The sequence below is a fragment of the Leucobacter allii genome (genome assembly GCF_022919155.1).
GTDB classification, from domain to species: Bacteria; Actinomycetota; Actinomycetes; order Actinomycetales; family Microbacteriaceae; genus Leucobacter; species Leucobacter allii.
The window spans coordinates 1,474,376-1,499,908 of sequence record NZ_CP095045.1; the positions used below are offsets into that span (position 1 = coordinate 1,474,376).

The window sequence follows — 25,533 nt, forward strand, 5'->3', positions numbered from 1 at the left end:
CAGCCGCGACGTCGGAGGGTCGGGCTAGGCTGCTGGCATGTCTCGGGGAACCCGGCGCACGCCCGCCGATGCGCGCGGCGGCGCCGACTGGCGGAGCGACGCGCGGCCGATCCGCCGCGTGCACGTCTTCGACGATGCGCCGGTGGACGCGGCCGAGTGGCCCGCGACGATTCCCGCCGTCTCCGCGTTCCTGGAGGGATGCCGGCGGGCGGGCTGGGAGTTCGGTCACGGCGTGACCTTTCTCGTCGGGGAGAACGGCTCGGGCAAGAGCACCCTGCTCGAGGGGATCGCGGAGGCCGCCGGGCTCCCCGCCGAGGGCGGGAGCACGAACGGCGGTCGGCGGACGGCGCGCACCGAGTCGCCGCTCGGCGAGTGGCTCCGGGTCGAGCGCGGACCCCGGGCGTCGCGCTGGGGGTTCTTCCTCCGCGCCGAGACCATGCACGGCTACTTCTCCTACCTCGACGGCATCGGTGCGCCCGGCCCGTCGATGCATCGGCTGAGTCACGGGGAGGCGTTCAACGAGCTGCTCGCGGAGAAGCTCGACCCTGATCGCTCGGTGACGGGGCTGGCGGTCCTCGACGAGCCGGAGGCCGGTCTCTCCTTCCAGTCCCAGCTCTCCTGGGTCGGTGCGCTGGACCGCATGCGCAGGCGCGGCACGCAGGTGATCTGCGCGACGCACTCGCCGATCCTCACCTCGCTGCCGGGTGCCGAGATCCTCGAGCTGGGCGACCGGGGGATCCGTGAGGCCGGGTGGGAGGAGCTCGAGCTCGTGCAGCACCACCGCCGCTATCTCGCTGCGCCAGACCGCTATCTCCGGCATCTGCTCGAATAGCGGGGCGCGTCGGACAGGTCGTCCCGTGGAGCGGATGACGAGACTCGAACTCGCGACCCTCACCTTGGCAAGGTGATGCGCTACCAACTGCGCTACATCCGCACGGCGTGCACCCGGAGCACCGGGCGCCCGCACCACTCTGGCGCAGGAGCCCCGCATCGCCAAAGCCGACGCGGATCTCGGGAGTGTCCCGGCTCGCGCCTCCCGCGCCTCCGGTCCTTCCGGTCTCCCTTCCTCCCGGTCCCCCGGTGCCCCGGTCCCCCCTCCTCCCGGTCCCCCGGGTCCCCCGGGTCCTCCCGGCCCCGGTCCTTCAGGTCCCCCACGCTCCGGATCCGGGTCGGAGCGGCAGGGTGAGAGGGGCGCGCACCGTGCACCGTCGACCCGGATTCATCGGTTGGGGCGTCCGGGGGTCGGTGGCGGGGTGCCGGGAGGAGGATGGGGAGGCGGAAAGGGGGGCGAGGCGGATCGGGGAACGGGCGGCGGATCGGGGCCGCACGGTACGGGAACGCCGAAGCCCCCGGCAGAACCGGGGGCTTCTCGATGTGGGCGATACCGGGCTCGAACCGATGACCTCTTCCGTGTGAAGGCACTACGGCGGATTACAGTGCACGGCAGTCCGATACCGTGCCCCACGGCGTAGTGCCATGATGCCTTGCGGAACAAGGGAAGGGCGGGATCGCGGGTCGCGGCGTGGGGCAGCGCATCGCAGTGGATCACAGCCCGCCCGCGCCCCACGAGTGCCCCACGGGTCTCGCCCGATGTCGAACAATCCATATTCGGTTTTGTTTGACACAACCGGTTGTGTCTGACTAAACTAGAACCATGCAGATCAGGTTCTCCCGCTCCTCCCGCAAGCACCGCATCGGACGCGCGTCGGCCATCGCGGCACTCCGGGACGCGGGGACCCCGCGCTCCATCGAGAACGACAAGCTCCTCTGGGTCGGCACCGACGAGCGGGGACGCGAACTCGAACTGGTCGGCTTCATCGCCGAGGAAGATCCGGACCTCGTCATCATCATCCACGTGATGCCGCTCAACTTCAGGAAGGAAGGACACTGGGAATGAGCACCAACCCCCTCGACCGCTACAAGGTCACTGACGAAACCGAGGTCGGCCCCGACGTCGACCTCGACTCGGAGCACGTCACCGAGGCCAGCACCGGCGAACGCGTCACCGAGGCCAGCGCCGATGCGTTCACCACCGAGCGCGCCGCCGAGGCCAATCGCGGCGGTCGGCCCTCCCTCGGGAGCGGGCGATCCCCGCAGGTCGCGTTCCGCATCCCCGCCGAGCTTCGCGAGCAGGCCGAAGAGATCGCGTCCCGTGAAGGGCGCACGATCTCCGCGATCGCACGTGAGCAGCTCGAGCGCTACGTCAACAGCCACCACAACGCCGCATAGCCGAAGGCAGAAGATACCCCCGCAGGAGCTTGGACCCTCCCCGGGGGCGCGGATTCGACCTGAAAGAGCACGAATCATGGACCAGTTTAACGACCCCGAGAACGGACTCGACGAAGAGCACTACGCCGCATGGCGGCGCATGTACAAGGAGACCGCAGCCCTGCTCCGTGGGGACGCTGCCGCGCCGAGCGCCGACCTGCCGCACGTCGCGGCCTACCTCGCAGCACACGCGAGATTTCAAGTCGACATCCACGGCTCGAGCAGTAGGGATGATGTGCTGGACGCGCACGCGCGCCTTGCCGAGGCAGAGGCTCAGTACATCGAAGCGATCATGAACATGTGACAGTATCGTCGCCGAGTCGCGAGAATACCTGTATGCCCCCGACGTCGTGGATCTGCGTAGCGTGCGGTGGCCCCGCCGAGAGGATCGGGGACACCGTGCGCTGCAGCGATGAGTCCTGCGGGGTGGTCAGGATCCTGCCTGCGCTCCCGGAGCGGCTCCCCTGGGAGTAGTAGGCCGCGGTTCCTTGCGCTCCACCGCGTTCGCCCACACCCAGATCTGCTGAGGCTCCGTCCACCCCGGCAGCTGCATCCGGACAAGAACCGCCCGCGGTGTGTGTGCAATCACCTCACCATCTACGAGCTCATCATCGACCCACGTGTACGTGACCTGCAGCGACACCGTGACCGGGACAGGCTCGCACATGCGGGGGAGCCCTGTCCGCTCTCGCTGCCGCTTCGTCAGGCCGAGTGGGACCGGAGTCGTGCGCCACCGATCCAGCATCCTGTCGATGTCGGAAGCCTGGGTTGCGGTCAGCCCATCCCTGCGTACCATTAGAACCACTCCTCGAACGTATGTTCGATGATATGCGGGGCTGCTGACAGCGCAACCCGACTATCCTGGCACCATGCTCCGCGCCACCATCCGCCAGATCGAAACGACCACCACCGAAGTGAAGGGCGAAGGTCTGGAGGACGTGCGCGAGCAGCTCGAGAACCAGCGGCCAGCGGGCTTCGCGCTGATCTCGGCACCGGTATCGATGGCGAAAGGCGAGACGGCGATCACCGCGACCGGAACCTACGCACGCCGCGACGGCCTGCAGGAGATCACGGGCGAGACGATGGCCGAACTCCGTGCGCTCGTGCCCGCCGGGTGGCAGATGCTCAGCGTGATCCGCGACTGATGGGGATCCGCGAGACGGGCGGTCTCGGCAGATCGCATTCACGCTTCGATGCGAACGCCGCAGCGGAGACGCTGCGCGAGCTCGAGGAGCAGTACGCGGCCGGGGAGATCGAGGCGCATGCCTACTTCGAGAAGAAGAGCTCACTCGTGCGGCTGTTCATGAAGGCCACGACCAACCCGCGCCGGCGCTACTACGACGAATACGACGGCGAGTAACCCCCTTCCGCGCCGCGGCCGCGCGGCATACCCTGCCGGTATGTGCGCTTCATATGGTCTCGACGGCAGCGGCCGCCGCATCCCCATGCCCGACGACCTCCCGCCGATGAGCGAGCAGGGGCCACAGCAGCTGCTCGCTGAGTGGGCGGCCGCGTGGGGCGGGAAGGCGAACACGAGCCGGACCCGCAAGAACGGCTTGACGAATCTCAACCCCATCATCTGGCAGGACGCCGACGGCGAGCGCCGGCTCGAGCTGGCCTGGTGGTGGCTGCACGTCGGAGGGCAGCCTGCGAAGTACACCGCGTTCAACTCGAGGGACGACGCACTGATGTCGAAGTGGCGGCGCCCGTTCCAGCATCGGGCCATCCTCCCCGCCAACTGGTATTTCGAGGGGAAGAAGCGGTGGGCGCTCCCCGGCGGAGAGATCTTCGGCATGGCCGCGATCATGGCGCCGCGCACCGTCGGCGACGAGACGACGATCTCCTACTCGCTCGTGACCCGCGCCGGCGTCGGCGAGGCCGCGACCGTCATCACCTCCCGCGGCGACTCGCGGATGCCGCTCGTGCTGCCGCGCGACATGCACGACGACTGGCTCGACCCCGAGCGCCCGGGCGACGCTGAGCTCGTCACCCAGGTGCAGCACGGATCCGACGAGATCTCGCGCGCGCTCACCGCGGCATAGAACGACGAAAAGACCCCTCCCGGCGGTGAGGCCGAGAGGGGGTCCGATCGAATTAAGGTCAGGCCGCGTGGCTGCCCGCCTGTTCCTGAGGGGCCGAGGGGATGTAGTCCGTTGGGATCCCCTTGGACAAGATGTCGAGATACGACGCGGCACCAGCCGCGAGCGGCGAGACCAAGGCAACCGCCCACGTCACGACTGTTGCGAGCACCGGCACTTCGCCGGTCGCGACCGCAAGCACCGTCGTTGCCGACACACCACCAGCCAGTGCCGTCGCGTACGCCTGCGCCGTCGAGCGGACGAAACCACGCTTCGCCGCCACCCGCACCTCGTCGGGCACGATCCTTGCCATATTTCCTCCTTCACTTCGGGAGCCCCTCCGGCCACGGAGGTGGCGGAGGCGGTCTCCCATCCCAGATCCACGAGCGCAGCTCGTGGGCATGCGAGCGGTACCCGTCCGAGTACTGCTCGAGTCGATTCATGCGCTCGTCCTGCGCGGTCGCCCGCGCATCAGACGCCGCACGATACCCCTTGAGCTCTTCCTGCAGTTGGTCGATCATGAGGTGCTCGGCGCTCTTCTGCGCCGACCGCGCCTGTTCGCGCATCTGCTCCTGCGCGGCCTCCGCCTGCGCGCGCATCTGCTCCTGCATGGACCGCCGCTGCAGCCACGACCCAAGGAACGCAGCCACGGCCGTCAGTGCCACACCCCCGAGGCCGATCAGGCTGGTGATCACCAGCGGATCCGACGTCACCCGCGGCCTCCGAGCTTCGCGCCGACGACGAGTACGACGATGAGCAGCAGCACTGCCACACCGATACCCGTCCAGATCAGAGCTCCCACTGGTGCCCCTTCGCCGCGTACCGGGTCACCTCGACATCATCGCCGCGTACTACCTGCGCCGATACCCCGATACGCTGCCCGGCACCCGATACCCGGTTCGAGACAGGGAACGTGCGCCGCCCCGTGCCAGACGGGCCGACCACCAGATCGTCCGTGTTCAGGTAGGTGTACTCGGAGTATCGCTTCGCTGCAGCGTCGTAGACGTACCGGCGGGCGACGAGGCGCACCACCGTCCCTGGCGCCCCCTTCACCGCGATCTCGACGGCGAGCGCGTAGTCGCCCGGCACCGTGGTGAGCGCGGTCGAGCGTGCGTCGTCGGTATGCAGCAGCAGGGCGTCGCGCGTGATCTTCTGTCGTGCCTTCTTGCCGTTCGTGTCGAGGGTGATGTAGGCCACGGGCTTCCTCCGATCTCGGGGCGGCGCGACGGGCACCGCGGTTGATGCATCACCGGCGGCCGCGCGGGGATGCAGGTAGGGGTCGGGGTCTACGAAGACCCCGTTGTCGAGCAGCTCGAGGTGCAGGTGCGGTCCGTTCGCGGCGCCGGACTGGCCGAGCAGCCCGATCACGGAGTCGAGCGTGCACCAGTCCCCTACCGATTTGTTCGACGGGTCGACCATGTGCGCATAGCGGGTGCGGATCCCGCCTCCGTGGTCGAGCTCCACCATGTTCCCGCCGGCGCCGGCGCCGCCCACGAACGCGTCCCACCAGACGTTCGTGACGACGCCGGGCGCGGCCGGGTGGATGAGTGTGCCCTCCGGGGCCGCAATGTCCCGGCCCGTGTGCAGGCCGAGATCACCGAGCCCAGGCACGGAGCCGCGCGGCCCAAAAGGGTCGGTGAGCGTGCCGTCGACCGGCATCTGCAGGTAAACCATCGAGTCCTCCTTCGCTAGGTCGGGGCGGGCGCGGCCGGCTATATCTGCGCCCAGCCGGTCGCGGCCGTCCCCGTTCGCTTGATGAACATCGCCGCGGCGCCGCCGGCGGAGTTGAGGTAGAGGTAGCCGGGCGGCGCGACTACGTTCCCCTCAGGGGTGCCCGCCCCGCGAGAGGTGCTCCCCCATTCCTCGAGGACCGACGTCGCGCCCGACCCGCCACGGATCTCGAGGAGCTTCGAGAATCCCGTCCCCGACATGCGCCGGTAGGTGCGTACCGTGGAGAGGAACGCATCCGAGGCGAGCGGGAACGCCGACGACGCGGGCGCCGTGCCGATCACGCCGTCAACCTCGAGCGACACCGCCCCGCCGGTCGCGTTGTTGCGGATCAGGGGTCCGGTCACTGGCCCGATGACTTCGACGTTGCGGATCTTGATGCCGCCGACGACGTCGCTCGTGAGGCGGATCCACCCAGATCCCGGGTTGCCCGCGGGCAGGTTCCACACGTTCTCCCCGACGATGCCGTCGAGGGTGACCTGCTCGGCCATCACCATCGTGATCCCGCCATGCGTCGAGTCGACGCTGCGGAAGTCGCGGACCGTGACGTTCGAGTAGGAGTAGATCTTGATCGCGGCGAGCATCTCGCCCTGCGTCCCGACCGTCACATTCCCGATGTTCATGCACCCGTCGAGGAGGACGTTGCAAGCTTCCCGGGCGAGCTGTGCCGGATACTTCGTCGACGCGGTGCCCGAGAGCGCATACCCCACGCCGCACCCCTCGGCGATGCAGTTGTAGAGCCACACGTCGCGGGCCGGCCGCGTGTCCTCGTGCCCTTTGATCTGGAAGCCGGTCTCCCAGCCCGTCGCGTAGCAGTTGCGGAGCGTCACCCTGTAGCTGCCCTCGTCGACCTCGAAGCCGTTATTGATACCACCCGTCGTGCTCGGCGCAATGGTACGGATCGCGACGCAGCCCTCGATCAGGATGTCGTGCGAGTAGTGCGTCGTGAAGGCATCGTCGACGCGCGAGTCGATCCCGATACAATCGCGGATCGTGATGTAGCGGGACGGGCCCGGCATGTACTCCCACGCGTCCTCCGTGGTCCGGTAGATCGACGCATCCACGGTGAAGCAGTACAAGGGCGCGTTGATGCTCTTCACCCGCTCGATCTGCGAGTGCTCCACGGTCGCGAAGTTCACCCCGCACGCGCCCGACTCCCACGCAGTGCCGCCCGTCGGCCGGGCCGTCGATGCGCTATCGACCGTCATATCAGCGATGTAGATGTTCCGGTCGTAGTCGGTGCGCGCGGTGCGCGAGTTCTTCGCGTTCGTGATCATGTTCTGCGATTGGTGCAGCGACGACGACGCGCGCAGGATCGTCTGATCGATGCCCGCCCCCACCAGTCGGGTGTTCGAGGGAACCTTCAGCTCCTGCCCGATGATGTACGTGCCCGGCGGGATGAAGACGTTCCGGTTCGCGTTGAGCGCGGCCTGGATCGCGGGCCCGTCATTCGCGACCCCGTTGCCGACCGCCCCGTACCGCTTCACCGACACTGCGACCTCGCGCACGAGCGTCTCGACCTGGGCCTGCGTCGTCCGGCCCGCGATCTCGGCGTCGACGCCGTCGAGCCTCGTGTTGATCGCGGACATGTCGATGGAGTCGGCCGCGGCCTCCGCCCGGTCCGCCTGCGACGCGGCCTCGGCGCGCTCGCCGGCTGCACCGACGGCCGCCGCCTCAGCGGCAGCGACGGCGGCGTTGATCCCCGCGAGCCCGCCCAGCGCGTCCGCGATGTCCCGCCCGTCGGCGATAGCCTGCACGGTCTCGTCCCGCATCTGCTTCGCCTCGACGAGCCACGGCGGCGGCCCCCACGGCGACGCGGGCACACCCGCCGTCTCGACCGCCGGGAGCTCGCGGTACTCGACCGCATCGACGTCGGGCACCGCCGTCCACCACTCGAACGATCGGCCGCCGAGCAGCTCGCGTACGCGCACCGCCGTGCCCTCAGGATTCGCCGGCAGCACGAACGGGGCGCCGTCGAGCGCGCGCAGCTCGCCATCCGTCACCTGCGCCACAGCGACGGCACCAGTCACGAGCAGCTCGCCCGTGTCGATGCGCTGTGCCTGCGAGAACTCGATCCGGCCCGCTGCGTACTGGCCGGCGCTATCTGCGACGCGGCCCGTGATGATCACCATACGGTGACCTCCTTCGTCTAGATGCGCGCGCCGTACTCGAGCGTCGCGCGGATGTTCTGCATACGGGCCGTCACCGTTCCGGCGACGAAGGTATGCGCGTAGAGGCGAAGCTGCATGGATGCCTCGGCCTCGCTCGGAACCGCGATCTGGATCGTGTCGTTCAGGTATTGCGTCGACGCCCAGCCGGGCGGGGCCGAATTCGCGTCGCCGATGAACATGGCGCCGGTACGTCGCCACGTGACGACGTTCGCCTGGAGCAGCTCGATCCAGAGCGTGATGTTCCCTGATGAGGTCGTGCGGAGCACGTCCGCAGCGAGCGTGAGCGTTGCAACGCGGCCGCTGAGCTGCGGCGCCGGGAACGTGAATGCCCGCGTCGCGGTCGGGAACATGCTCGGCGTATCGGCCGAGATGTCCAGGTCCGCGGGCTCGAGCGTTGTGACCGAGCGAGCAACAAGCTCCTCGACTTGCTCCTGCAGGCGAAGCAGAGAACGCTCTCGCTCCGTACCCGTAGCGCGTTGAGAATCCGCGATCGAGCGCTGCATCCGCTTCAGCTCTGCCGGGATCCGCTTATCGTCCGGGGTGTACATGCGCCCACTCACCATGTGCTCATCCCCGCCACAACGACCCCCAGCCATTCGCTGTCGGACGTACCCGAAACCTCGAGGATGCGCCGCTCATAAGAGCCATCCGGAATCAGCCAGTGATCGAGCACCTCGATCGTGCACCAGTCCCCGTGCCGGAGCCCTGCCGCACGATCTGCACGCACCTCTGCTCGCCAGTACTGCACCGGCGCGGCACCCTCGTCGAGCCGGCGCCGAGCCCAGGAATCCAACGTCGCCTGCACCGACACCGATGAGTGCGACGAGTCCCAGTCCTCCGAGAGCGGCAGGCCCGCGTCGATCAGGTCGCTGCCAGTCGCCCGCGCCAGCATCACCTGGTCCCCGCGGCGACCGCCGGCCATGAACGCGGTCTGCACCATGAACTCGGGACTGACCTTCACCTGGAGCTCACGCAGGTCCGGCTCCTCGCCCCCGACCTGCCACGTGTGCCAGAAGGCCGACGTGATTTCCTGCACGGAGTCCCGCGCGGTGATGAGCGACCAGGTGAGACGGTCGTTCTCATCGAGCTGCGGCACCCAATCCCACTCGACCCCGCCCTCGAGGTCAGCAATATCGGCGACCGCCTCCTGCACCGGTTTCCCATCGATGGCCGACCATTCACCCTGACGGGAGCCGGACCGGTCCGGCTCCCAGGAGACGGGGAGGGCAGCACCAGGGTGAGACATCGCCTGCTGGTAGAGACGCTTCATCATCGTCCCGTACTCGACGCCCGTGATCCGGGTATCACGGGCGGCGATGGGGTTGCCCTCGGCGTCGACCAACGGCCAGTACGCGGGAGGCAGCACATACCGCCGTTCGAAGATCGACTCGATGCCGGCTCCCGGAAGCGTGACGCGGTGCATACCATCGTCGCGACTATCAGCGACGGGGATCGAGAGCATCCCGGCGGCGCGCACGCGACGATCATCGTCGGAGATGCTGATCGTGAACTTCCGCGGCACCATGTACTGCCATATCGACTTCCCGGTATACCCCGGGACGACGGCTCTCACCTCATCGGCCCGGCACACGCCCGTCGACCACGTCGCCTCGGTGACGTCGAGGTCGGAGGACACTGCGTCGCCGGTCACCGTCTCATGCAGCAGGACGCGCATCGTCGCCTCCTCTCATTCCAGGAACTGCACCCACGCCCCGACATCGCGAGATGATTCCGAGTCGTTGACGAGGTTCACGTTGCAGCCGGCCGCATCCATGCCACTGATCGATGCCGAGACCCCGCGCGCGGATCCGCCAGACGCACGCAGCGTGATCACCGGCATAGACGGAGTCGACGTGAAGCGACCCGAGGGGAACGTGACGGGCACGGTGCGAGTCGCCCCTGCGGCGAGCGCGGCGAGTGGCACGTTCGTCCTGTGTTCGCGCGGCTTCTGCACGGCCTCCACCCAGGCGGAGCCCTGACGGCGATAGAGGACGCCCGCGACGATGGCGAGCTGGTCGGGCACTGCGAGGAAGCTGGTCATCTCCGCGGTCGACCTGAAGGGGAGCACACCGCCGGCGCACACCGTCGTTGGAAACGTCTGCGTCGCGACCGCGGCCGAGGTGTTCGTGTTGCCGGCCGACACCCGGAACGTCGCGAGCTCGACGGCGCCGGCCGGCAGGGCGGGCTTCGACGGCACGGCAGATGCAGCACCCTGCGCCACGAACACCGCCTCGGACGTCTCCCCCGCACCGATCTCGGCGGGACGGGAGTAGACGACGTCGATGCGAGCGTTCGCCGATGGTGCCGGCGACGTCGGCACGGACTCGAGATCCACGGACGGGCCGATGAGGATCTCGCGCTCGTCGACGCGCACAGCGACGAACGGCGATACGTCGTAGGACCAGTCGCTGCGACCGCGCACCAGGTCCGGGCGCGAGGGCAGGATGCCGGGGCGTGGCGCGCCGACCATGTCGCGCACGATCAGGCCGGCGAGCGCCGCCGCGACCTCGGGGCCGCTCCAGTCGTAGTCCGACGAGGGGAAACCGGGAATTGCCACTAGGGTGCTCCAATCTGAAACTGGGCGGTCATCTGCGGGGAGCCGATGCGCCCCTCGACCTCGAAACGAAACTCGTGCGTCGCGCCCGGCTCGACCGCGCCCCACTGCCGAGATGTCATCCAGCGGGTCACCTCTGACGAGCCGATCTCGGCGCGACGTCGGCGGAGATCCAGCACGAGGGTTTCCCCCTCGTGCACCGGCCACTCGAGCCGGAGCCGACGCCCCGCTGTCACGTCTCGCACAGCGACCGCTTCGAAGGCGCCCGAGATCAGCAGGCGCGGCATCAGCGGGATGCTCCCTGCATTCGGGACGAGCAGCCGGCCGCCCGCGGCGACCTGGCCGAAGTTCCACGGGAATCTTCGAGGGAGCCGCATGCCGCCGGACACCTCCGGGAGGCCCACGGGCCCCACCGTCTGCACCGGCCCATACCGACGGGGATCAGGTGCGATCACGTCGATCGTGAACTTCGTCACAGAGCGACCATGGTCTGGATCGATGTCGAGACGATCGATCTCCACCCACCGCTCCCACTGACCCGCGGCCGGCGTGAAGAACACCAACCGGCCCGCCCCCGCGGCGAGCGCGGTGGTGAGCCGGTCGATGACCGCGTGGAGTTCACGGTTGTCGGCGGTGCGGATCTCGCCGGGGATCGTGATGGCTCGGGCGTCGCGGCGGATCGTGCTGCGCCGGTACGTGCCGGACTCGCCGGGCAGTGGGTCGGGTCGGCCGCGGGAAGGGGTGAGGCCCCACCAGCCCTGGATGTCGAGGAACTTGAGGCCCTGGTCGGGGACGAGCGTTCCTGACATCGTGACTCCACAGAGGGATAGCCACGACCCTTCGTCAGGCATTGAGTACCTCCTCGAGGCTTTGTCCGAGCCGACGAGCGAACAGGTCGGGGTGCGGGTCGTTGGTGGTGACCTGGATCGAGATGTTCACCGGCGTGCTCGGTCGGGACGGGGTGGCTGGTGCGCCGAGGATTCCGCCGTCGGCCATGGGTCGCATGGATCCGGGCATGCGGCTGAGCGCCTCGAGGAGGATCGCCCACGAACGGGTGGACCCGTCGAGCGGCACGTACGCTTCGGGGACGTCCCCGCGATCGCCGACAACGCGCCAGGTGTTCGCTGGGACCATCTGCGCGATCGGCTGCATGGGGCTGAGGCCGCGCAGTCCACCGTCGGCCATGAACTCCAGCACGCCGCCGTCATGGTTCCTCAGCATCGGGTTCGAGTTTTGGCCCACCCACTTCATCTGCGCTTCGACAGTCAGCACCTTCGGCGCTTCCCGCATCCAGATGTTCAGCGCGTTGGATGCCGGGGTCGTGTCGGCGTGGATCTCGACATGACCGTCGGGCAAAGTCTTGATCTTGACCCGCAGGCCGTCGATCTCAACCTTCCGCTCTACGGCGTTGTCGGAGAGGGTGGTGCGCTTCTCCCCCGGGATCTGGTTGTAGGAGTTGATGAGCTCCCACGCCTGGTCCTCAGTGAGTCCCATCTGCGTGAGCTGCGCCACGAGCGCGTCCGTGCCGGCGTTGTAGCGCGCGGCCAGATCGTCCTGCCCCTCCCCTGCCTGGATCGCGGCGGCGAGCTCGTCGTTCAGCGCCGACGTCGCCGCACGGATCTGCGACTCGAGCAGCGCGCCGGACTCCGATGCCGCAAGGTGCGACAGGTCGATGTCATCGAGCGCGATCCGCGCACCATCCGCGGAGTACCCGATCTCGTCGATCGAGGACGCGAGCGAGAGGCTCGCGTCGTTGAGGTACCCCATGGCGACTGCGGGGTCGAGGAGTTCGTTCGCCTTGTCGCGCGCGGTCTCGAGTCCCCCGGTGAGGGACCGGATGCTCTCCGCGGCGATCTCGGTCTGCTCGTCGAAACCGCGCATGTCCTCGATGAGGCCGTCGATCTCGGACATATCCTGCAGCGGGTTGATCAGCTTGATCAGTCCGCGTAGGCCCTCCACTGCGGAGGCGAGCGGCCCGGACACGAACTCGCCGAACGCGAGCGTCGTATCGGCCGTCCCCTCCACCATCTGCACGCCGAAGTCGATCGCGCCGTTGACGAGATCTCGGAAGAAATCGAGCACGGGGCCACGGTTCTGCGACACCCAATCTGCGGCCTCACCGAGGGGATCCGCGAAGGCCGACGCGAGCGCTCCCTTGATGCCGTCCGCGGCGACTTCGATGTTGCGCTGTGCCTGCTCCATCTTGGTCGCGTCGTTGTCCTTCAGGGTGTCGAACATCTTCTGCGCGGCGCCGGTCACGCTACCGAGCTGGTCGACGGCAGTCGAGAGGTCCATCGCGAAGAGCGAGTCTCCGAGGTCCTCGGCCTGGGTACCGAAGAGCTTCACTGCTGCCGCGTTCCTGGCGACCGGGTCTTCCATCTCGCGGAGTCCGTCGAGGACCTGCGCGAGCCCTTCGCGCGCGCCGTCGCCGCCGGCGGCGATCTTGGCCGTCATCTCCTCGGCGTTCAGTCCGATCGCTGCGAAGCCCTCGGCGCTGGCCTCGGACGCATCGGTCGCGCGGATCTGGAACTCCTTCAAGGCGTCTGCCGCGAGATCGGAGTTGCGCGCGCCGGCGCGCATGCCCTGGCTCACGAGTCCCAGTGCCTCCTCACCGGAGAGTCCGAGTTTCGAGAAAAGCGTCGGGTACTCGGTGAGTGTGTCGATCAGATCCTCGTTGCGGTTGACGCCCTCGCGGGCGCCGACGGCGATCAGGTCGAATGCCTCGTCTGCGGACTTCACGAGTCCCGTGCTGAGCATCGTGGTGACGGCGGCCGCAATTGGGCGCACGTCCTCGTCGAGCACGTCGGAGATCCCGGACAGCCCCTCGATGACGCGCTGAGAGCTCCGGGTGCTGGAATCCGCGTCGATGAGGTCGAACTGTAGGGCGAGTCGTGCGGTGTCCATGTTCGCCTCGATGGACTCGCCGAAGGTGCCGGCATAGGCTTCGCCGGCGGCGCGACCGAGCCGCTGCGCGTCGCTCTCATCGATGCCGGTGAGCGCCTGCAACCGATCCTGGCGCACCTCGATCTTGAGGGCGTCCTGGAACTCGTCGACGAGCAGCTTGCCCGCCGCGGCGCCGACGCCGATGATCGCGCCCGCGATCGGGATCGAGGCGAGCGCGGTGATGACGCTCGAGCTGAAAGCGGCGCCGGATTCGGCGCCGGACGCTCCCGCCGCGGCCTCTGCTTCGTTGAACGAGGCTTCTGCGGACGAGGTGTCAGCGTCGATCTCCATCGTCGCCCGCGCACCCTCGAGGCTTGCGAGCTTCTTCTGTGCAGTGTCGAGGCGGGACTCCGCGCGCGAGATGTCGACCAGCACGCGAGGCGACGGCTCCTGCGCGTTCAGCACCTCGAGCTCTGCCTGGATACGGGTCACGTTCCGAGTCGCGGACGTGATGTCAGCGTCGACCTTCGCGACCACGTCCGCGGAGACGAGACGCTTCGTGCCCGACTCCACCTGCCCGAGAGCGGCGAGCGCGGCACTCGCATCGGCGTCGAGCTCGATTCTCGTGCGAGCGTCCTTCAGACCGGCGAGGCTGCGCTCCATCTTCTGCAGCTGCGCTTCGGCACGCGCCGTGTCGGCCTTCACGTCTAGGCCGGCGTCGGCCTTCACCTGCAGGTCCTCGAGCCGCGCCTTGGTGCGGTCGATGCCCTTCTCGGCTCGGTCGATCTCGGCGTCGAGCTTCACGACGGTGTCGGCGGAGACGAGGCGCTTGGCTTCGCCTTCGACACGGTCCATGCCGGCGATCGCGCTGGCTTCGTCCGACTCGATCTTCGTGGAGATGGGCTTCTTCTCGAGCCGTTCCCCGGACGCGCGCACGTCCTTCTCGGCCTTCTGCACCTGGTCGGTGTTCACGGTGTAGAGGACTTCGAGTTCGGCCGCGCGCAGCGTCACGGGGTCACCTCCTGGTGAGAGCGGCGCGGAGCCGCGTGTCGGAGTCGAGCAGGGAGAAGATCATCGTTCGCACCCCAGGCCAGGGCCGCGCGAGCACGGCCGGGTCGTAGAGGTCGACGTGGTAGTGGAGGGCGAGGTCTGCGACCACGAGTCGCCAGTGCGAGACCAAGGCGACGAGGGACGTGTCGACGGTGTCCTTGCCCGTGGGGGTGACCGCTGCGGACTCTGCGGGACGGAGCTCCTCCGGCACCGGCCGGTAGTCCGGGAACCAGCCGTCGGCATCGGGCTCTCCGATGCCGTACGGCGCCCAGTCCTCAGCGGTCACGAGCCTTTTGGGGCTGACTCGCCGCCTTCCTCCGCCTCCGCAAGCTCCCGGGGCGTCCACAGGACCGTCGCGATCTTGTCCGCGTACGGCTTGCCGCGCGCCCAGTAGAAGACGGCGTAGTAAGCCATGCGGTCGACGGTCACCTCGTGGACGCCGTCAGCGATGAGCTCGTCGTACACGCTGCCGAGGGCAGGGTGGGTACCGGGCTTGATGGTGCGCAGGATGCTCTCGACTTCCTCGGGGATGGGCCCTTCATGGATGCCGAGGTTCACCTCACCGCGCACCGCGGCGGCGAGCACCTGCGCCGCCGCCTCGACGCTCGGGGGCTGCACCTTGTAGGTGCGGCCCCGAGCGTCAGGTCCAGCGCTGGCACCGCCCACGATTCGAAGTCGACGGCGCTCACGCTCACGCTCCTCGGGTGTAGGTGAGCGGTGCGGACGATCCCGCAGCGGTCGTGACGATGATCGGGACGTCGCCCGCATCGCCCACCGGGAGGATGAACGCGACCGAGGAGGCGCTGATCACGACCATGTCCTCGGCAGGGTCGCCGTCGACGGTGATCGAGGTGGCGCCGAGGAGTCCGGCGCCGTTGAGAACGACCAGATCCCCGGTGCCAGCGCCGGCCGGGGTGAGGCCGGCGAGGACCGGTACGGTGGCTCCCCATCCGGTGAACGGGTTCGGGATCTTCTCGAACTCGCCCTTGCCGGTGAGCGTGACGGCGAGGATCTCGTTCTGCGCGTCGCCGGTGTTCTGGCGCGACACGGAAACGCGGCAGTTGGCACGGCCGGCATCCGTCGGGTTCGGGGTACCGAACTCCGGCTTGTGGTACCAGCGCACGTCGACGACGGCGGCCTCGCCCTTCGCGCGGGACGCGGCGAGGAGCACCTCCACCTCGGGGAGGTAGAGGCCCGTGGTCAGGGATCGGTTCGCCTGAACCGTGAACGCGGTCGCGAAGCTGCGGCCGGTCACATCCTCGTTAGATGCGCCGAGATCGTCATAGGACGTGACGGCTTCCGTGGTCTCCGGGTAGGTGGGCGCCCATGCGCTCATGCGCCGGACGCTCTGCCACTCAGGGGAGCCCGGAAGCCCGAGGTTGATGTCGAGCCCGTGCTCGAAGGACTTGCCGAGCGAGTGCCCGGCGGGAAGGGGAACGCGAGCGTTCATGTGAGTGCCTCCAGGTTGTCGATGATGATCAAGTAGTTGTCGGATCGCTGCTCGCGCCGGTTCTGGTCGGCGCCGAGCTGCGTGAAGGATTCCCGGCGGGCGGCATTCAGCCCGTCGGTTCGGGCGATCCCGTCGAGGACGGCGTGCGCGACGCTCGCCATCTGGTCGGCGTCGTCCGGGGCGTCGCGCGCACCACGAAGACGCAGTTGAATGCGCCGCGCTTCGCGGGCGTCATCCCCGCGCACCACGTCGGCATAGACGCGCACCCCTACGGCGCGATCTGGCTTCTCGCCGATCGCGCCGTAGAAGATCGCGACGTCTGCGCCGGCATGCTTCGCGAGCTCGGGACCGTCCCACCCGGGAAGGCGGGCGAGGATCCGGCAGATACGTCGCGTGAGAGTCGCATCATCCACCGAGCCGCTCCCGGGTGCGTGCCGCGACGAAGGCCGCGACGTCGACCTGCTCGGCGGCCGCCTCGAGGAACTTCGCCTGCCCGCCGTCCTCGTGCTCCCATTCGAGGTTCTCGTGCTGCCAGGCGGCGTGCAGCGCCGAGTACGAGACCTGTCCGGTGAGGTCGTCGATGCGCACCGCGCCCGACTTCACCAGGTCGAGGTCGTCTTTCGGCGCGAGCTCGTTCGACCGCTCGAGCATCGCACCCAGGCCTTCGCGCAGCCCGTCCCGCGCCGCGGCTTCGACTTCGTTCAGCACGGGTGTGTAGAACTTCACGAGTACTCCTCACTCGAGGTGCAGCAGCAGGAACGAATCCAGGGGGCTGCCCTCGTTGTCGTTGCGGCCCACGGCGAGCACCTGCGCCTCACGCTCCGCGCTCGTGCCCTTCCACACGGTCACCAGTGACCCCGGCGCGACATTCGCGCCGAGGTCGACCGAGACCTGCGTGTTCGAGACGACCTCGCGGCCGTCGCGATCGCGCACCATCCGCTGCTCGTCCTTCACCTCGGCGGCGAGCGCGCGCTCTGTGCCGTAGGAGACGCCGACTCCGGTGCCGAGGCTGAGGTCGCGGACGTGGACTGTGTGCGGGTAGAAGAATGCGCCCCAGCTCATGTGTAGGGCCCTTCCGGCCACATGCGGTCGACGATCCCCGGTTGCGGGAAGCTCCCGACCGGGAGGCCGGGGAGCTTGCCGTCTGGCTGGGTGCAGAGTGCGCGCAGCGAGGCGACGTCGTCGTTCGTGAATGCGGAGGCGATCTCGAAGGACATCGTGGTGCCGTTGCGGCCCATGGAGCGGGTGCGGCGGCTGCCCGGAGCGGGGAGCTCGGCAATCACGCCCTTGAGGAGTGCGACCGCGTCCTTCCACCGCTCCGAGCCGTTCTCGATGCTGTCGAGGCAGGGGGCGATGCTGCGCGCGCGGATGAGTACTCGACGCGCGATGTTCTCGTCCCCGCCCAGATCCATGGGTGTGATCATCACCGCCCCCTCTCGGTCACTCCGGGCTGCCGGCCGGGTCGGTGCCGGCCGGGTTGGCGCCGGTGTCGCCTTCGGTGCTGCCAGCGGGCGGGGCCTGCTTGGCGGCAGCGATCGCAGCGATCATGTCGGGCTTGGACTTCGCCTTGCCGAGGTTGATCTCGTGCTTGACCGCGTAGGCCTTCAGCTGCTTCCCGGTCCAGGACTCCGCGGGGTCGCCCTCGGGGATCTCCTCAGCGCCGTCGGTCTTCGCCGTGGTGCCGGCGGAGTCTTCGGCGGTGTCGGGGATCTCGACCTTCTCGATGAGACCGCGGGTCTCGAGGCTGTCGAGGTGATCCTGGGCGACGCCCTGCGGGATGACGTCGCCGCGGCGCACGATCGTCGCGATGCGGTGCCCGGTGGCGGGGCCGACGGGAACCTTCACCACGGCGGTCTTCGCGATGTAGATAGGCTGCTCGCTCATCGTCAGGCCCCCGTTCCGGTGAGCACGAAGCCGGCGCGCGGGTTCGTGACGACGGGCACGTGCGGGTTGCGGGCCTGGAGGCGGGTCTTGTCCGCCTTCGGCTCGCGGATCGGGGCGACCTCGACGCCGGTGTCGTTGCCGACGGGCCGGTACTCGGGCGAGGGGATGTCTTCGCGGGCGATGCCGCCGAGTCGGCGCCGATCGAGGAACAGTGGGTCGGTGAACTCGTCGTCGTCCGAGGAGACCCACGTGAGTCCCGAGATCGTCGGGAATGCGCCGGTCTTCGCGGTGTCGTCGTCCTTGGGGAGGACGTCGAGCAGCTCGGGGATGACCTCCGCGTACTGCTCGCTGTTGAGCACGACGGTGTCGAGCGAGTAGCCGAGCTTGAGGCGTCGGGTCGCCGCCTGCACGCGAAGCGCATCCTTGAGGATCTGCTTGCCGTTCGTCCAGGCGGCGCCGGCGGCGACGGTCTGGGTGACCGAGGAGTTGATGACGCCGAGCGCAGCCTCGTTCGCGGAGAACACCAGCTCGGTCTGCAGGAACAGCATGGCGTCGTCGATGGGCTGGCGGAGGCTGCGGCCGATCTCCTCGTCGGTGACCTCCGTCGCGATGCCTTCCTTCATCGCGACGTAGAGCTCGTACTCCTCGGCGCTGAGCGTCGTGAGCTGGTACTCGGCGCCGGGCGCGACCGTGGAGACGGCGCGGTCGGTGCGGATCTTCTCGTTCGCGGGGACAGCGATCGCGCCGCCCTGGACCTTGTAGCGCCCCTGCAGGAGGAACAGGCCCAGGAACTGCTGCGCTTCGAGAATCTCGCCGAGACGGCGCGCCACCATCGCCGGCGACTTGATGAACGCCAGCAGTTCCTCCGCCGAAGCGTTGGAGAGCTGGCTCGGGGTGAAGGGGTAGGTCTGCATGTCGCTCCCTTTCTCAGAGCTGGATGGCGCGGACGGCGGCGCCGTCCGCGGCGGACGTGAGGGCGAGGAAGATCGCCGCACCCTCGGCGAGGGTGCGCACGCCGCCGGCAGCGGCGGCCTCGAGCTTCTGGCCGCGTGTGATCGCACCCACGGCCTTGAGCTCGTGGATGGGCTTGCCGACCTCGACGGTCAGCTTGTCGCCGATCGCGGCGTCATGGCCGGCGACGCCGACCACGCTCGCCGACGCGGCCGCGGCCGGCGCGACGGACATGTCGGTGGCGCCCACCTGCACGACCTGGCCGGCCGTCACCGCCGCGGTGACATTGAAGGTGACGGTGTCACCGGGACGGAACAGCGGGAGGTAGCTCTTGGACACGGGTCATGCCCCCTTCTCGGTCGGGCCGTAGACGCGGTTGTAGGCCGCGTCCTCGGCGCTGGTCTCCACGGTGTGCCCGGTCTCGACAACCGGGATCTTGTTCTTCTGCAGCCCCTCGAGAAGCTTCGCGGTGGCGGCCTCGTTGTCATCGAGCTGGGCGCGCCACGTGTCGCGCGTCGACGACGAGATGCGGCCATCCCGCAGCGCATCCTCGATCATGCCGTCGCGGCGCTGCTTGTTGAGCTCGGCGAGCGCTTCCGCACCCGACCGCGCATTAGCCTGCAGCTCCTCGAACTGACCGCGATCGAGCGTGACCGTGGTCGACTGCGCGGCCGCCGCAGGGGCGGCCGGGGCCTCGGTGGTGGGCTGCGCGGTGGCTTCGGCCGCCGGCTGCTCGGTTTCGGTCTCGGTGGTTCCGAGCCGGTCGCGGGTGTCCGCGTTCGAATCGTCGCGTGCCACGACGTTCTCCTTTCGGTTGGTGGCGCCCGGCTCGGATGCCGGGACCGTCGGCTCGACGCGCGAAGCGCGCGCCGAGAGATGGGAGAGATCGAAGCGAGCGCGCGCCGCCGCAGCGTCACCCACTCCTTCGATCCGGTCGGCGAGTCCCGCCTCGACCGCTTCCTCGGCGGAGAAGTAGGTGTCGTCGCCCATGAGCGCGAGCCACTGCTCGGCCGGCGTGCCCGCCTTCTCGGCGTAGATCGCGGCGAGGTTGCCGTCGATGTGCGCCAGGTCCTCGGCGGTCTTGGTCATCGTCTCGGCGTTGCCGATCGCGATGCCCCACGCGTTGTGGATGAAGAGCTCCGAGTTCTTCATCATCACGAGCTCGTCGACGCCAGCCGCGATGAAGCTCGCGGCCGAAGCCGCGATGCCCTCGACGACGGCGACCACGCGGGCGGAGTGGGCGCGCAGCGCGTTCAAGATCGCGAGCCCCTCCCACACTTCGCCTCCGGGCGAGTTGATCAGCAGCCGGATCTCACTCGTGCTATCGGGGATCTGGTCGAGCGCCTCGGCGAACTCCTTCGCGGAAACGCCCCAGTACTCCCCCCAGGAATCGATCGGTTCGTAGAGCCGAAGTGTGACGGCCCCGTCCTCTTTCTGCACGGGCGTCGGGGCCTGCGCCAGGATCGGAATCCGGTTCGTCTCCGGGCTCCGGCGGAATGGGTTCATCTGGTCCCTCCTCAGGGTCAGGGTCGAGCTGGTATCCGGTGGACCGGATCATGTCCCGGGCCTCCTTCTGGGTGATCACCGGGTCGACTGCGAGGTAGAGCTTCTGCAGCGTCTCGGCGAGTTCGCGCACGGTCGTAAGCGTCTTCACGTCGATGCCGAGTGCGGCGGCCTGAGCGTCGAGCACGGGGAGCCCGTACTGCGCGCGCATGTGCGCTTCGAGCTTCGGGTCCGGTGTGATCGCGCCGCATTCGATCAGCGCCTTCACGGCTTCCGCCGTGGCGGGATGCTCCGACCCGATCGCGGCCGCGACGATGCGCGGGGCCGGCTCGTGCTCGCCCCAATTGAGATCGACCAGGTCCTCAACGATGTGCTGCTGAGCGACGTCCTCGACCTGCTGCGCGAGGGCGTTCAGCGAGTCGGTGAAGAAGTTCGCGAACGTGCTGCCGAGCGCCCAGCTACCGGTCTCGGTGCCGAGGTTCAGGAAGTGCGCGAGCAGACCGCGCGCGATCTGCTCGTCGTGGTAACGGATCGGCCCGTCGGTGTCCGGCAGTTTGCCGGTGACTCCCATCAGCTCGAGCTTCGCCTTCGCGGGAGCAGAGACGCCGGCCGTCTCGCCTGCGCGCAGCCCCTTCACGATCTTCAGACCCGACTCGCGTTCCGACTTCGCCCACTCGTCGTGCTGCTCGGGCGGTACACCCTCCGGCATCTCCGCGCCGTAGTAGACGGGGATGCCGAGCCCGTTCCGCTCGATCGTCAGCGCCTGAGCGCGGAGCATGCGATCCTTCAGCTTCCAGTTCTTGTAGGCCGAACGGAGCAGCGAGTGCCCGATCCAGTTGCCGCCCTCGCGTTCGTGCACGTAGACGACGAGCCGGTCGACGGGGATCCGGATCTTCCGCACCCCGTTCAGGGGATGCTGTTCGATCGCGACCAGCCCGCCGTCGGTTGCGACCTCGAAGTCCTTGATTGAACGTGGTGGCCGCCACGCGAGCTTTGCGATGTGCGCCCGCCCGAACGCGTCGATCCGGTAGACCTGCTCGAAGATCGAGTGGCCGTAGACGAGCTCGAGCAGTGCCAGCCGCAGATGCTCGTCCCACGAGAATCGGTCCCGCTCGCGCGGCGGAGCGACCCACTCCCGCCCCTTGATTGGCAGGCCGAGGTTCGCTGCGACGTGCTCGACGACCTCGTCCCGCGCGCCGGCGGGATCGATCATCCACTCCGTGCGCCGGATCGGGAGCGTGACCGCGCGGTGCACGGAACTCACCTGCGAGTCCTCGCGGCGCATCTGATCGAACACCTCGATCGACTGCGGCCAGACGAGGTCCGGATTCTTCTCGTGCGCTTCCTCTGCGATCCTCCCCCAACCGGGAAGGATGTCGACCTGGTAGCCGGTCTCCTCAGCCAAGATGCCTCCTCTAGAAGCTCGCGTCCGCCGGGTTGAAGTCGTCGACGGCGAATGCGGTGGTGTTGGTCAGAACCTCCGCGGGCGGAGGCGGGGACGGGGATGCCGTCGGCTTCGGCGCGGAAAGACGCGTCAGCGCGTACGCCGCCTGCGTCTCGGCGATCACGCCGGCGATGTCGACCGGCAGCGACTTGCCGCGATCCCAGGCCTTGTTGTCCTGGTACTTGCGGGTGACACCGCCCTCGATGCCGAGGTCGACGTCGGGCTGCGCGACGAGTACGAGGTCCTTGTCGTACACCAGGTCGTTGAAGTGCCCGGTGGCGAGCGCGAAGTCGTTGCCGTCGAGCGCGTGGACGTGGAGCCCTTCGGCCTCGAGGTCGGGGATGAGTTCCATCGCGCCGCAACCCTTCGAGCTGATCGCGACCTCGCGCTGACCCGAGGCCTCCGCGAGTTCCTTCACGTAGGCGACCGCCCATTTCCACCCGGGACGAGCGGTGCGCACCGTGGTGAACACCTTGCCCTTCGTCGTGTAGACGGCGGCCGCGACCCACGTCGTGCGGCGGTCCTCCGACATGTCGATCGACCAGACGGTGCGCGAGCCCTTCGGGATCTTGATCTTCGACGGCTTGTGCTGGCGTAGCTTCCAATCGCGGATGTCGATGTAGGAGTCCACCTGCGCGGTGACCCACTGGCAGAGGACCTCGGTGCGGTAGCCAGCGTCGGTCATCGTGCGGATGTCGGCAATCGCCGACTGCACCGTCATCGCGCCGTACCCGATCGAGGGGTTCGCCTGCAGGATCGCTTCGGGGTCGTCCTTCGCGCAGCCGTCCGGCGCCGACCACTCGAACAGGCCGAGGGAGACGTCGTGCCCGTTGGCGTACTCCTCGGCATCCATCAGCCCGGAGTCGACGTACTCCTCGAACGAGCGCATGTCATCCAGCGCGGCAGAGCGGAGTCGGCGGAGCACGACGGAGGCGGCGGTGCCGGCGTTGGAGAGGCCGAAGAGCATGCCGTTGTAGAAGCTCTTGGTGGTGTGCGCGAGCGAGTTCCAGGTGAGGTCGTCGAGCTGCTCGCGCAGCTCGTCCATGATGACGCGCGCGGCGGGCTTGCCGCGCGCGTTCTTGCCGGCGCGGATCTCGTAGTGCGCCTTCGAGCGGGCGAAGATCGCTTCCTTGCCGTTGGTGTCGGAGACCCGCTTCGTCGCTTCACGCAGGGCCTCGATCGTGAGCTCGGCCTCTTCGTCGGTCTCGGGCTCGGGGTCGCACCAGGTCTTCACCATCGACCACGGCTCGCGCGCGATGTCGAGGTTCTGCGCGGTGCCGATCACCTTGAACTTGAGCGGCGGCACCCGGTCGGGGTGGCGGGTCGAGTCGATGAACAGCCACCAGGCGGCGAGCACCGCCGCGAGCATCGACTTGCCCTGCTGGCGGGCGACGAGCACCACGACGCGGCGGAAGCGGTAGGAGCCGTCGGGGCGCAGCTCGAGCGCGTGCTTGAGCAGCCACTCCTGCCACGGGTAGAGGGTGACGCCGAGGACGTAGGTGGCGAAGGCGATGACCTCGAAGCCAAGCGTGGTCTCCGGGGTGAGCTCGCGCAGCGGCTTCGTCCACAGCCGGGGTACGGTGCGGCCGTACTGCTTCTCAGCCATCCGGCGCACCCCCTCCGCCGCGGCTCAGGCCTTCATGCCGTGCTGGTTCATGAACTCGGTGATGCCCGTCACCTTCGCCCCGCCCTTCGTGCTGCCGGAGGCCTCGGGCGGTTTCGGTGCGCGAGCCGTCACCGCACCGCGCACCGCCGGCGTCGCGCCGAGCTCGCGCAGCACGTTCACGACGTGCGGGATCAGGTGCAACGCCTTGGTCACCGAGGTCGGGTCGCCGAGTCCACTCGCGGCGTCGACCTGCTCGCAGTAGCGGCGGCCGAGCGCGACGAGCGCCTGGTCGATGTCCTTGAGCTCGAGCGAGTCGATGGTCTGGTCGTAGGCGCTCGTCAGCGGCGTGAGGCCTGCCTCGATGATGCCGGTGATGCGCAGCCGCATCTCCGTGATCGCGAGCACGCGGTCGACCGCGGCCGGGTCACCGCCGACGGCCTTGGTCCACACGCCGAAGTGCAGACGGTCGAGTCGATCCAACTCGAGCGCGCGCAGCGCGATCGGATCCGAGACGACGCCCTGTGCGCGCATCGCGCGCGCGATCGCGTTCTCACAGCCCTCGCGGGTCTTGAATCCGACCACGCTCATGATGCGCGGTATCGGGGCGCCGGCGCGCCGGAGCTCGAGCGCCTGGAGATCCTTCTCCGCGGACATCGTCGATCACCTCCCGCTGAACGAGACGGTCTCGCCGTCGCGGACCGGCGAGATACCGGTGTGCGCTTCCCACCGCTCACAGATCACGTCGGCGTAAGCGGGGTCGAGCTCGCACAGCATCGCGATCATGCCCGCGCGATGGGCGGCGAGGAGTGTCGAACCTGAACCCGCGAACAGGTCGGCCACGAGGGCGCCTGGTGCGCACGAGTTGCGGAGCATCCGCTCGACGAGCTCGACCGGCTTCATCGTTGGGTGCAGGCGGGAAGCCTTGGGCCTTGGTACCTCGAACACCGTGGTCTGCCGGTTGTCGCCGAACCAGCGATCACCGCCCCGGCCGAGACGTCCTTCACCGCCGGGAACGAAGCCGTAGGCGACGGGCTCGTGATCCGTCTCTGCGGCGAGCGCGGCTTCAAGGATGGGTTCGTGCTTCCAGTGGTAGTCGGCGCGGCCGAGGACGAGTGCGTCCTTGACCCAGATGAGCGTCTGGCGGACAGTGATGTCGGCGTCCTCAAGTGCGCGCTGGAAGTCGGGTCGGATGCTGTCGGCGTGAGCGACGTAGATCGGGGCGCCGGGCCGCGCGATCGCGAGCATCGTGGGGATCGCATCGCGGAAGACCTGGGCGGCCTCTGCGCGGCCGTCGTTCTTGATGGTGAGGCCGGTGCCGCCGACGTAGTTCACGCCGTAGGGCGGGTCGGTCCAGATGCAGTCGGCCGGCGCTGGCATCGCGGCGAGCACGGCGTCGGTGTCGCCGGATGAGCCGACGTAGAGTCGGTGAGGCCCGAGTTCCCAGACGTCGAACGGTCGGGACACCGGTGTCGCTTCCGGGAGCGGAGGGGCGTCGTCGGGATCGGTGAGCGCGACGGGTTCGTCGAGCGCGAGCTGCAGGGACGCGATGTCAGCGTCGGTGTAGCCGGTGCCGGTCAGGTCGCCGGCCAGGTCGAGCACGGCGAGGAGGTCGCTGTCGTCGTAGCTGCCGAGGTCGGCGAGCCGGTTGTCGGCCGCGACGATTCGTGCGGCCTCCGCGTCGTCGACGTCGACGGTGGTGCCGTCGATGTGGGTCCAGCCGAGCTCGCGGGCTGCGCGGAGCGTGTGGTTCCCGGCGAGCACCTCGAGCGGGCGCCCTGTGTGCGTGCCGACGTTGACTGCGATCGCACGGTACTGCCCTCGTGCTGCGAGCGAGGCCGCGATCGCTGCGACGTCGCCGCGGCGCGGATTGCGGTGGTAGGTCGAGAGCTCGTCGACGGCGAAGCTCGTGATCGCGAGAGCCAATCGCACCTCCGGTCGGGTTGCAGGAGAGGACGCGCGCGCG

General features: G+C 68.6%; 31 protein-coding genes and 1 tRNA gene. 7 read left to right on the forward strand and 25 right to left on the reverse strand.

All coding sequences use genetic code 11. From position 1 onward, the window contains the following. Positions 1 to 37: 37 nt before the first annotated feature. Positions 38 to 832, forward strand: coding sequence for an AAA family ATPase (locus MUN78_RS06860; protein WP_244729565.1), 795 nt, complete (start codon positions 38 to 40; stop codon positions 830 to 832). A 26-nt stretch (positions 833 to 858) separates the two neighbouring features. Here the strand turns inward: MUN78_RS06860 and MUN78_RS06865 are convergent. Further along, a tRNA-Gly gene (locus MUN78_RS06865) sits at positions 859 to 934 on the reverse strand. A gap of 720 nt (positions 935 to 1,654) precedes the next feature. On the opposite strand from MUN78_RS06865, the gene MUN78_RS06870 reads away from it, so the two are divergent. From MUN78_RS06870 to MUN78_RS06895, 6 genes are all read left to right on the forward strand, one after another. Continuing rightward, positions 1,655 to 1,897 carry a hypothetical protein gene (locus tag MUN78_RS06870; RefSeq protein ID WP_244729566.1) on the forward strand — a complete coding sequence of 81 codons (243 nt, stop codon included), beginning with the start codon at positions 1,655 to 1,657 and terminating at the stop codon, positions 1,895 to 1,897. Then, positions 1,894 to 2,229 (forward strand): hypothetical protein, encoded by a 336-nt coding sequence (locus MUN78_RS06875; protein WP_244729568.1) that lies wholly within the window; start codon positions 1,894 to 1,896, stop codon positions 2,227 to 2,229. The genes MUN78_RS06870 and MUN78_RS06875 overlap by 4 nt, the downstream gene beginning before the upstream one ends. A 76-nt stretch (positions 2,230 to 2,305) precedes the next feature. Then, positions 2,306 to 2,572, forward strand: coding sequence for a hypothetical protein (locus tag MUN78_RS06880; protein WP_244729570.1), 267 nt, complete (start codon positions 2,306 to 2,308; stop codon positions 2,570 to 2,572). 565 nt (positions 2,573 to 3,137) lie between these two features. Then, a complete protein-coding gene (locus MUN78_RS06885) occupies positions 3,138 to 3,413 on the forward strand; it encodes a hypothetical protein (RefSeq protein ID WP_244729572.1) in 276 nt (91 codons plus the stop codon). After that, positions 3,413 to 3,628 carry a hypothetical protein gene (locus MUN78_RS06890; RefSeq protein ID WP_244729573.1) on the forward strand — a complete coding sequence of 72 codons (216 nt, stop codon included), beginning with the start codon at positions 3,413 to 3,415 and terminating at the stop codon, positions 3,626 to 3,628. The genes MUN78_RS06885 and MUN78_RS06890 overlap by 1 nt, the downstream gene beginning before the upstream one ends. A gap of 40 nt (positions 3,629 to 3,668) precedes the next feature. Beyond that, complete coding sequence (locus MUN78_RS06895; protein ID WP_244729575.1) at positions 3,669 to 4,310, forward strand: SOS response-associated peptidase family protein; 642 nt, start codon at positions 3,669 to 3,671, stop codon at positions 4,308 to 4,310. A gap of 58 nt (positions 4,311 to 4,368) precedes the next feature. Here MUN78_RS06895 and MUN78_RS06900 read toward each other — a convergent pair whose 3' ends face one another. The 24 genes from MUN78_RS06900 to MUN78_RS07015 form a co-directional block, all read right to left on the reverse strand. Continuing rightward, entirely contained in the window at positions 4,369 to 4,659 is a 291-nt protein-coding gene (locus MUN78_RS06900) for a hypothetical protein (protein ID WP_244729577.1), read from the reverse strand. Positions 4,660 to 4,669: 10 nt separating this feature from the next. Then, a complete protein-coding gene (locus MUN78_RS06905) occupies positions 4,670 to 5,041 on the reverse strand; it encodes a hypothetical protein (protein WP_244729579.1) in 372 nt (123 codons plus the stop codon). Positions 5,042 to 5,135: 94 nt separating this feature from the next. Beyond that, positions 5,136 to 6,020: a M23 family metallopeptidase gene (locus MUN78_RS06910; RefSeq protein WP_244729581.1), complete on the reverse strand. Its 885-nt coding sequence runs from the start codon at positions 6,018 to 6,020 to the stop codon at positions 5,136 to 5,138. A 38-nt stretch (positions 6,021 to 6,058) separates the two neighbouring features. Then, positions 6,059 to 8,206, reverse strand: coding sequence for a glycoside hydrolase family 55 protein (locus MUN78_RS06915; RefSeq protein ID WP_244729582.1), 2,148 nt, complete (start codon positions 8,204 to 8,206; stop codon positions 6,059 to 6,061). A gap of 17 nt (positions 8,207 to 8,223) precedes the next feature. Continuing rightward, positions 8,224 to 8,793, reverse strand: coding sequence for a hypothetical protein (locus MUN78_RS06920; protein WP_244729584.1), 570 nt, complete (start codon positions 8,791 to 8,793; stop codon positions 8,224 to 8,226). A gap of 8 nt (positions 8,794 to 8,801) precedes the next feature. Continuing rightward, a complete protein-coding gene (locus tag MUN78_RS06925) occupies positions 8,802 to 9,920 on the reverse strand; it encodes a hypothetical protein (RefSeq protein ID WP_244729586.1) in 1,119 nt (372 codons plus the stop codon). 12 nt (positions 9,921 to 9,932) lie between these two features. After that, on the reverse strand, positions 9,933 to 10,802 hold the full coding sequence (locus tag MUN78_RS06930) for a hypothetical protein (protein ID WP_244729588.1): 870 nt from the start codon (positions 10,800 to 10,802) through the stop codon (positions 9,933 to 9,935). After that, the gene (locus MUN78_RS06935) at positions 10,802 to 11,608 is read right to left on the reverse strand and encodes a hypothetical protein (RefSeq protein WP_244729590.1); all 807 of its coding nucleotides are present in this window, start codon (positions 11,606 to 11,608) and stop codon (positions 10,802 to 10,804) included. The genes MUN78_RS06930 and MUN78_RS06935 overlap by 1 nt, the downstream gene beginning before the upstream one ends. 34 nt (positions 11,609 to 11,642) lie before the next feature. Then, positions 11,643 to 14,693: a phage tail tape measure protein gene (locus MUN78_RS06940; protein WP_244729592.1), complete on the reverse strand. Its 3,051-nt coding sequence runs from the start codon at positions 14,691 to 14,693 to the stop codon at positions 11,643 to 11,645. Between the two features lie 4 nt (positions 14,694 to 14,697). Then, a complete protein-coding gene (locus MUN78_RS06945; protein WP_244729593.1) occupies positions 14,698 to 15,018 on the reverse strand; it encodes a hypothetical protein in 321 nt (106 codons plus the stop codon). Further along, the gene (locus tag MUN78_RS06950) at positions 15,015 to 15,398 is read right to left on the reverse strand and encodes a DUF7426 family protein (RefSeq protein ID WP_244729595.1); all 384 of its coding nucleotides are present in this window, start codon (positions 15,396 to 15,398) and stop codon (positions 15,015 to 15,017) included. Before MUN78_RS06950 ends, MUN78_RS06945 begins: the two co-directional genes overlap by 4 nt. A 25-nt stretch (positions 15,399 to 15,423) precedes the next feature. Beyond that, positions 15,424 to 16,182, reverse strand: a complete 759-nt coding sequence (locus MUN78_RS06955) for a phage tail tube protein (RefSeq protein WP_244729597.1) — start codon at positions 16,180 to 16,182, stop codon at positions 15,424 to 15,426. After that, positions 16,179 to 16,595 (reverse strand): minor capsid protein, encoded by a 417-nt coding sequence (locus MUN78_RS06960; protein ID WP_244729599.1) that lies wholly within the window; start codon positions 16,593 to 16,595, stop codon positions 16,179 to 16,181. Before MUN78_RS06960 ends, MUN78_RS06955 begins: the two co-directional genes overlap by 4 nt. Next, positions 16,588 to 16,908, reverse strand: a complete 321-nt coding sequence (locus MUN78_RS06965) for a hypothetical protein (RefSeq protein WP_244729601.1) — start codon at positions 16,906 to 16,908, stop codon at positions 16,588 to 16,590. The genes MUN78_RS06960 and MUN78_RS06965 overlap by 8 nt, the downstream gene beginning before the upstream one ends. 9 nt (positions 16,909 to 16,917) lie before the next feature. Next, entirely contained in the window at positions 16,918 to 17,244 is a 327-nt protein-coding gene (locus tag MUN78_RS06970) for a hypothetical protein (protein ID WP_244729603.1), read from the reverse strand. Further along, positions 17,241 to 17,606: a hypothetical protein gene (locus tag MUN78_RS06975; protein WP_244729604.1), complete on the reverse strand. Its 366-nt coding sequence runs from the start codon at positions 17,604 to 17,606 to the stop codon at positions 17,241 to 17,243. The genes MUN78_RS06970 and MUN78_RS06975 overlap by 4 nt, the downstream gene beginning before the upstream one ends. Before the next feature lie 16 nt (positions 17,607 to 17,622). Next, positions 17,623 to 18,066, reverse strand: a complete 444-nt coding sequence (locus MUN78_RS06980) for a hypothetical protein (protein WP_244729605.1) — start codon at positions 18,064 to 18,066, stop codon at positions 17,623 to 17,625. A 2-nt stretch (positions 18,067 to 18,068) separates the two neighbouring features. Beyond that, a complete protein-coding gene (locus MUN78_RS06985) occupies positions 18,069 to 18,980 on the reverse strand; it encodes a phage major capsid protein (RefSeq protein ID WP_244729606.1) in 912 nt (303 codons plus the stop codon). A gap of 13 nt (positions 18,981 to 18,993) precedes the next feature. Next, on the reverse strand, positions 18,994 to 19,356 hold the full coding sequence (locus MUN78_RS06990; protein ID WP_244729607.1) for a capsid cement protein: 363 nt from the start codon (positions 19,354 to 19,356) through the stop codon (positions 18,994 to 18,996). Positions 19,357 to 19,359: 3 nt separating this feature from the next. Next, a complete protein-coding gene (locus MUN78_RS06995; RefSeq protein ID WP_244729608.1) occupies positions 19,360 to 20,457 on the reverse strand; it encodes a head maturation protease, ClpP-related in 1,098 nt (365 codons plus the stop codon). Then, positions 20,339 to 21,925 carry a DUF935 domain-containing protein gene (locus tag MUN78_RS07000; protein ID WP_244729609.1) on the reverse strand — a complete coding sequence of 529 codons (1,587 nt, stop codon included), beginning with the start codon at positions 21,923 to 21,925 and terminating at the stop codon, positions 20,339 to 20,341. The genes MUN78_RS06995 and MUN78_RS07000 overlap by 119 nt, the downstream gene beginning before the upstream one ends. Positions 21,926 to 21,935: 10 nt before the next feature. Continuing rightward, positions 21,936 to 23,570: a phage terminase family protein gene (locus MUN78_RS07005; RefSeq protein ID WP_244729610.1), complete on the reverse strand. Its 1,635-nt coding sequence runs from the start codon at positions 23,568 to 23,570 to the stop codon at positions 21,936 to 21,938. 24 nt (positions 23,571 to 23,594) lie between these two features. Then, positions 23,595 to 24,224: a terminase small subunit gene (locus MUN78_RS07010; protein WP_244729611.1), complete on the reverse strand. Its 630-nt coding sequence runs from the start codon at positions 24,222 to 24,224 to the stop codon at positions 23,595 to 23,597. A gap of 6 nt (positions 24,225 to 24,230) precedes the next feature. Beyond that, positions 24,231 to 25,493, reverse strand: a complete 1,263-nt coding sequence (locus MUN78_RS07015; RefSeq protein ID WP_244729612.1) for a DNA modification methylase — start codon at positions 25,491 to 25,493, stop codon at positions 24,231 to 24,233. Between the last annotated feature and the right edge of the window lie 40 nt (positions 25,494 to 25,533).

Bases quoted from the DNA above. Each gene is read 5' to 3' on its own strand.
- MUN78_RS06860 (WP_244729565.1), top strand. From the start codon at position 38: ATGTCTCGGGGAACCCGGCGCACGCCCGCCGATGCGCGCGGCGGCGCC.
- MUN78_RS06870 (WP_244729566.1), top strand. From the start codon at position 1,655: ATGCAGATCAGGTTCTCCCGCTCCTCCCGCAAGCACCGCATCGGACGC.
- MUN78_RS06875 (WP_244729568.1), top strand. From the start codon at position 1,894: ATGAGCACCAACCCCCTCGACCGCTACAAGGTCACTGACGAAACCGAG.
- MUN78_RS06880 (WP_244729570.1), top strand. From the start codon at position 2,306: ATGGACCAGTTTAACGACCCCGAGAACGGACTCGACGAAGAGCACTAC.
- MUN78_RS06885 (WP_244729572.1), top strand. From the start codon at position 3,138: ATGCTCCGCGCCACCATCCGCCAGATCGAAACGACCACCACCGAAGTG.
- MUN78_RS06890 (WP_244729573.1), top strand. From the start codon at position 3,413: ATGGGGATCCGCGAGACGGGCGGTCTCGGCAGATCGCATTCACGCTTC.
- MUN78_RS06895 (WP_244729575.1), top strand. From the start codon at position 3,669: ATGTGCGCTTCATATGGTCTCGACGGCAGCGGCCGCCGCATCCCCATG.
- MUN78_RS06900 (WP_244729577.1), bottom strand. From the start codon at position 4,659: ATGGCAAGGATCGTGCCCGACGAGGTGCGGGTGGCGGCGAAGCGTGGT.
- MUN78_RS06910 (WP_244729581.1), bottom strand. From the start codon at position 6,020: ATGGTTTACCTGCAGATGCCGGTCGACGGCACGCTCACCGACCCTTTT.
- MUN78_RS06915 (WP_244729582.1), bottom strand. From the start codon at position 8,206: ATGGTGATCATCACGGGCCGCGTCGCAGATAGCGCCGGCCAGTACGCA.
- MUN78_RS06920 (WP_244729584.1), bottom strand. From the start codon at position 8,793: ATGTACACCCCGGACGATAAGCGGATCCCGGCAGAGCTGAAGCGGATG.
- MUN78_RS06925 (WP_244729586.1), bottom strand. From the start codon at position 9,920: ATGCGCGTCCTGCTGCATGAGACGGTGACCGGCGACGCAGTGTCCTCC.
- MUN78_RS06935 (WP_244729590.1), bottom strand. From the start codon at position 11,608: ATGTCAGGAACGCTCGTCCCCGACCAGGGCCTCAAGTTCCTCGACATC.
- MUN78_RS06955 (WP_244729597.1), bottom strand. From the start codon at position 16,182: ATGAACGCTCGCGTTCCCCTTCCCGCCGGGCACTCGCTCGGCAAGTCC.
- MUN78_RS06970 (WP_244729603.1), bottom strand. From the start codon at position 17,244: ATGAGCTGGGGCGCATTCTTCTACCCGCACACAGTCCACGTCCGCGAC.
- MUN78_RS06975 (WP_244729604.1), bottom strand. From the start codon at position 17,606: ATGATCACACCCATGGATCTGGGCGGGGACGAGAACATCGCGCGTCGA.
- MUN78_RS06980 (WP_244729605.1), bottom strand. From the start codon at position 18,066: ATGAGCGAGCAGCCTATCTACATCGCGAAGACCGCCGTGGTGAAGGTT.
- MUN78_RS06985 (WP_244729606.1), bottom strand. From the start codon at position 18,980: ATGCAGACCTACCCCTTCACCCCGAGCCAGCTCTCCAACGCTTCGGCG.
- MUN78_RS07005 (WP_244729610.1), bottom strand. From the start codon at position 23,570: ATGGCTGAGAAGCAGTACGGCCGCACCGTACCCCGGCTGTGGACGAAG.
- MUN78_RS07010 (WP_244729611.1), bottom strand. From the start codon at position 24,224: ATGTCCGCGGAGAAGGATCTCCAGGCGCTCGAGCTCCGGCGCGCCGGC.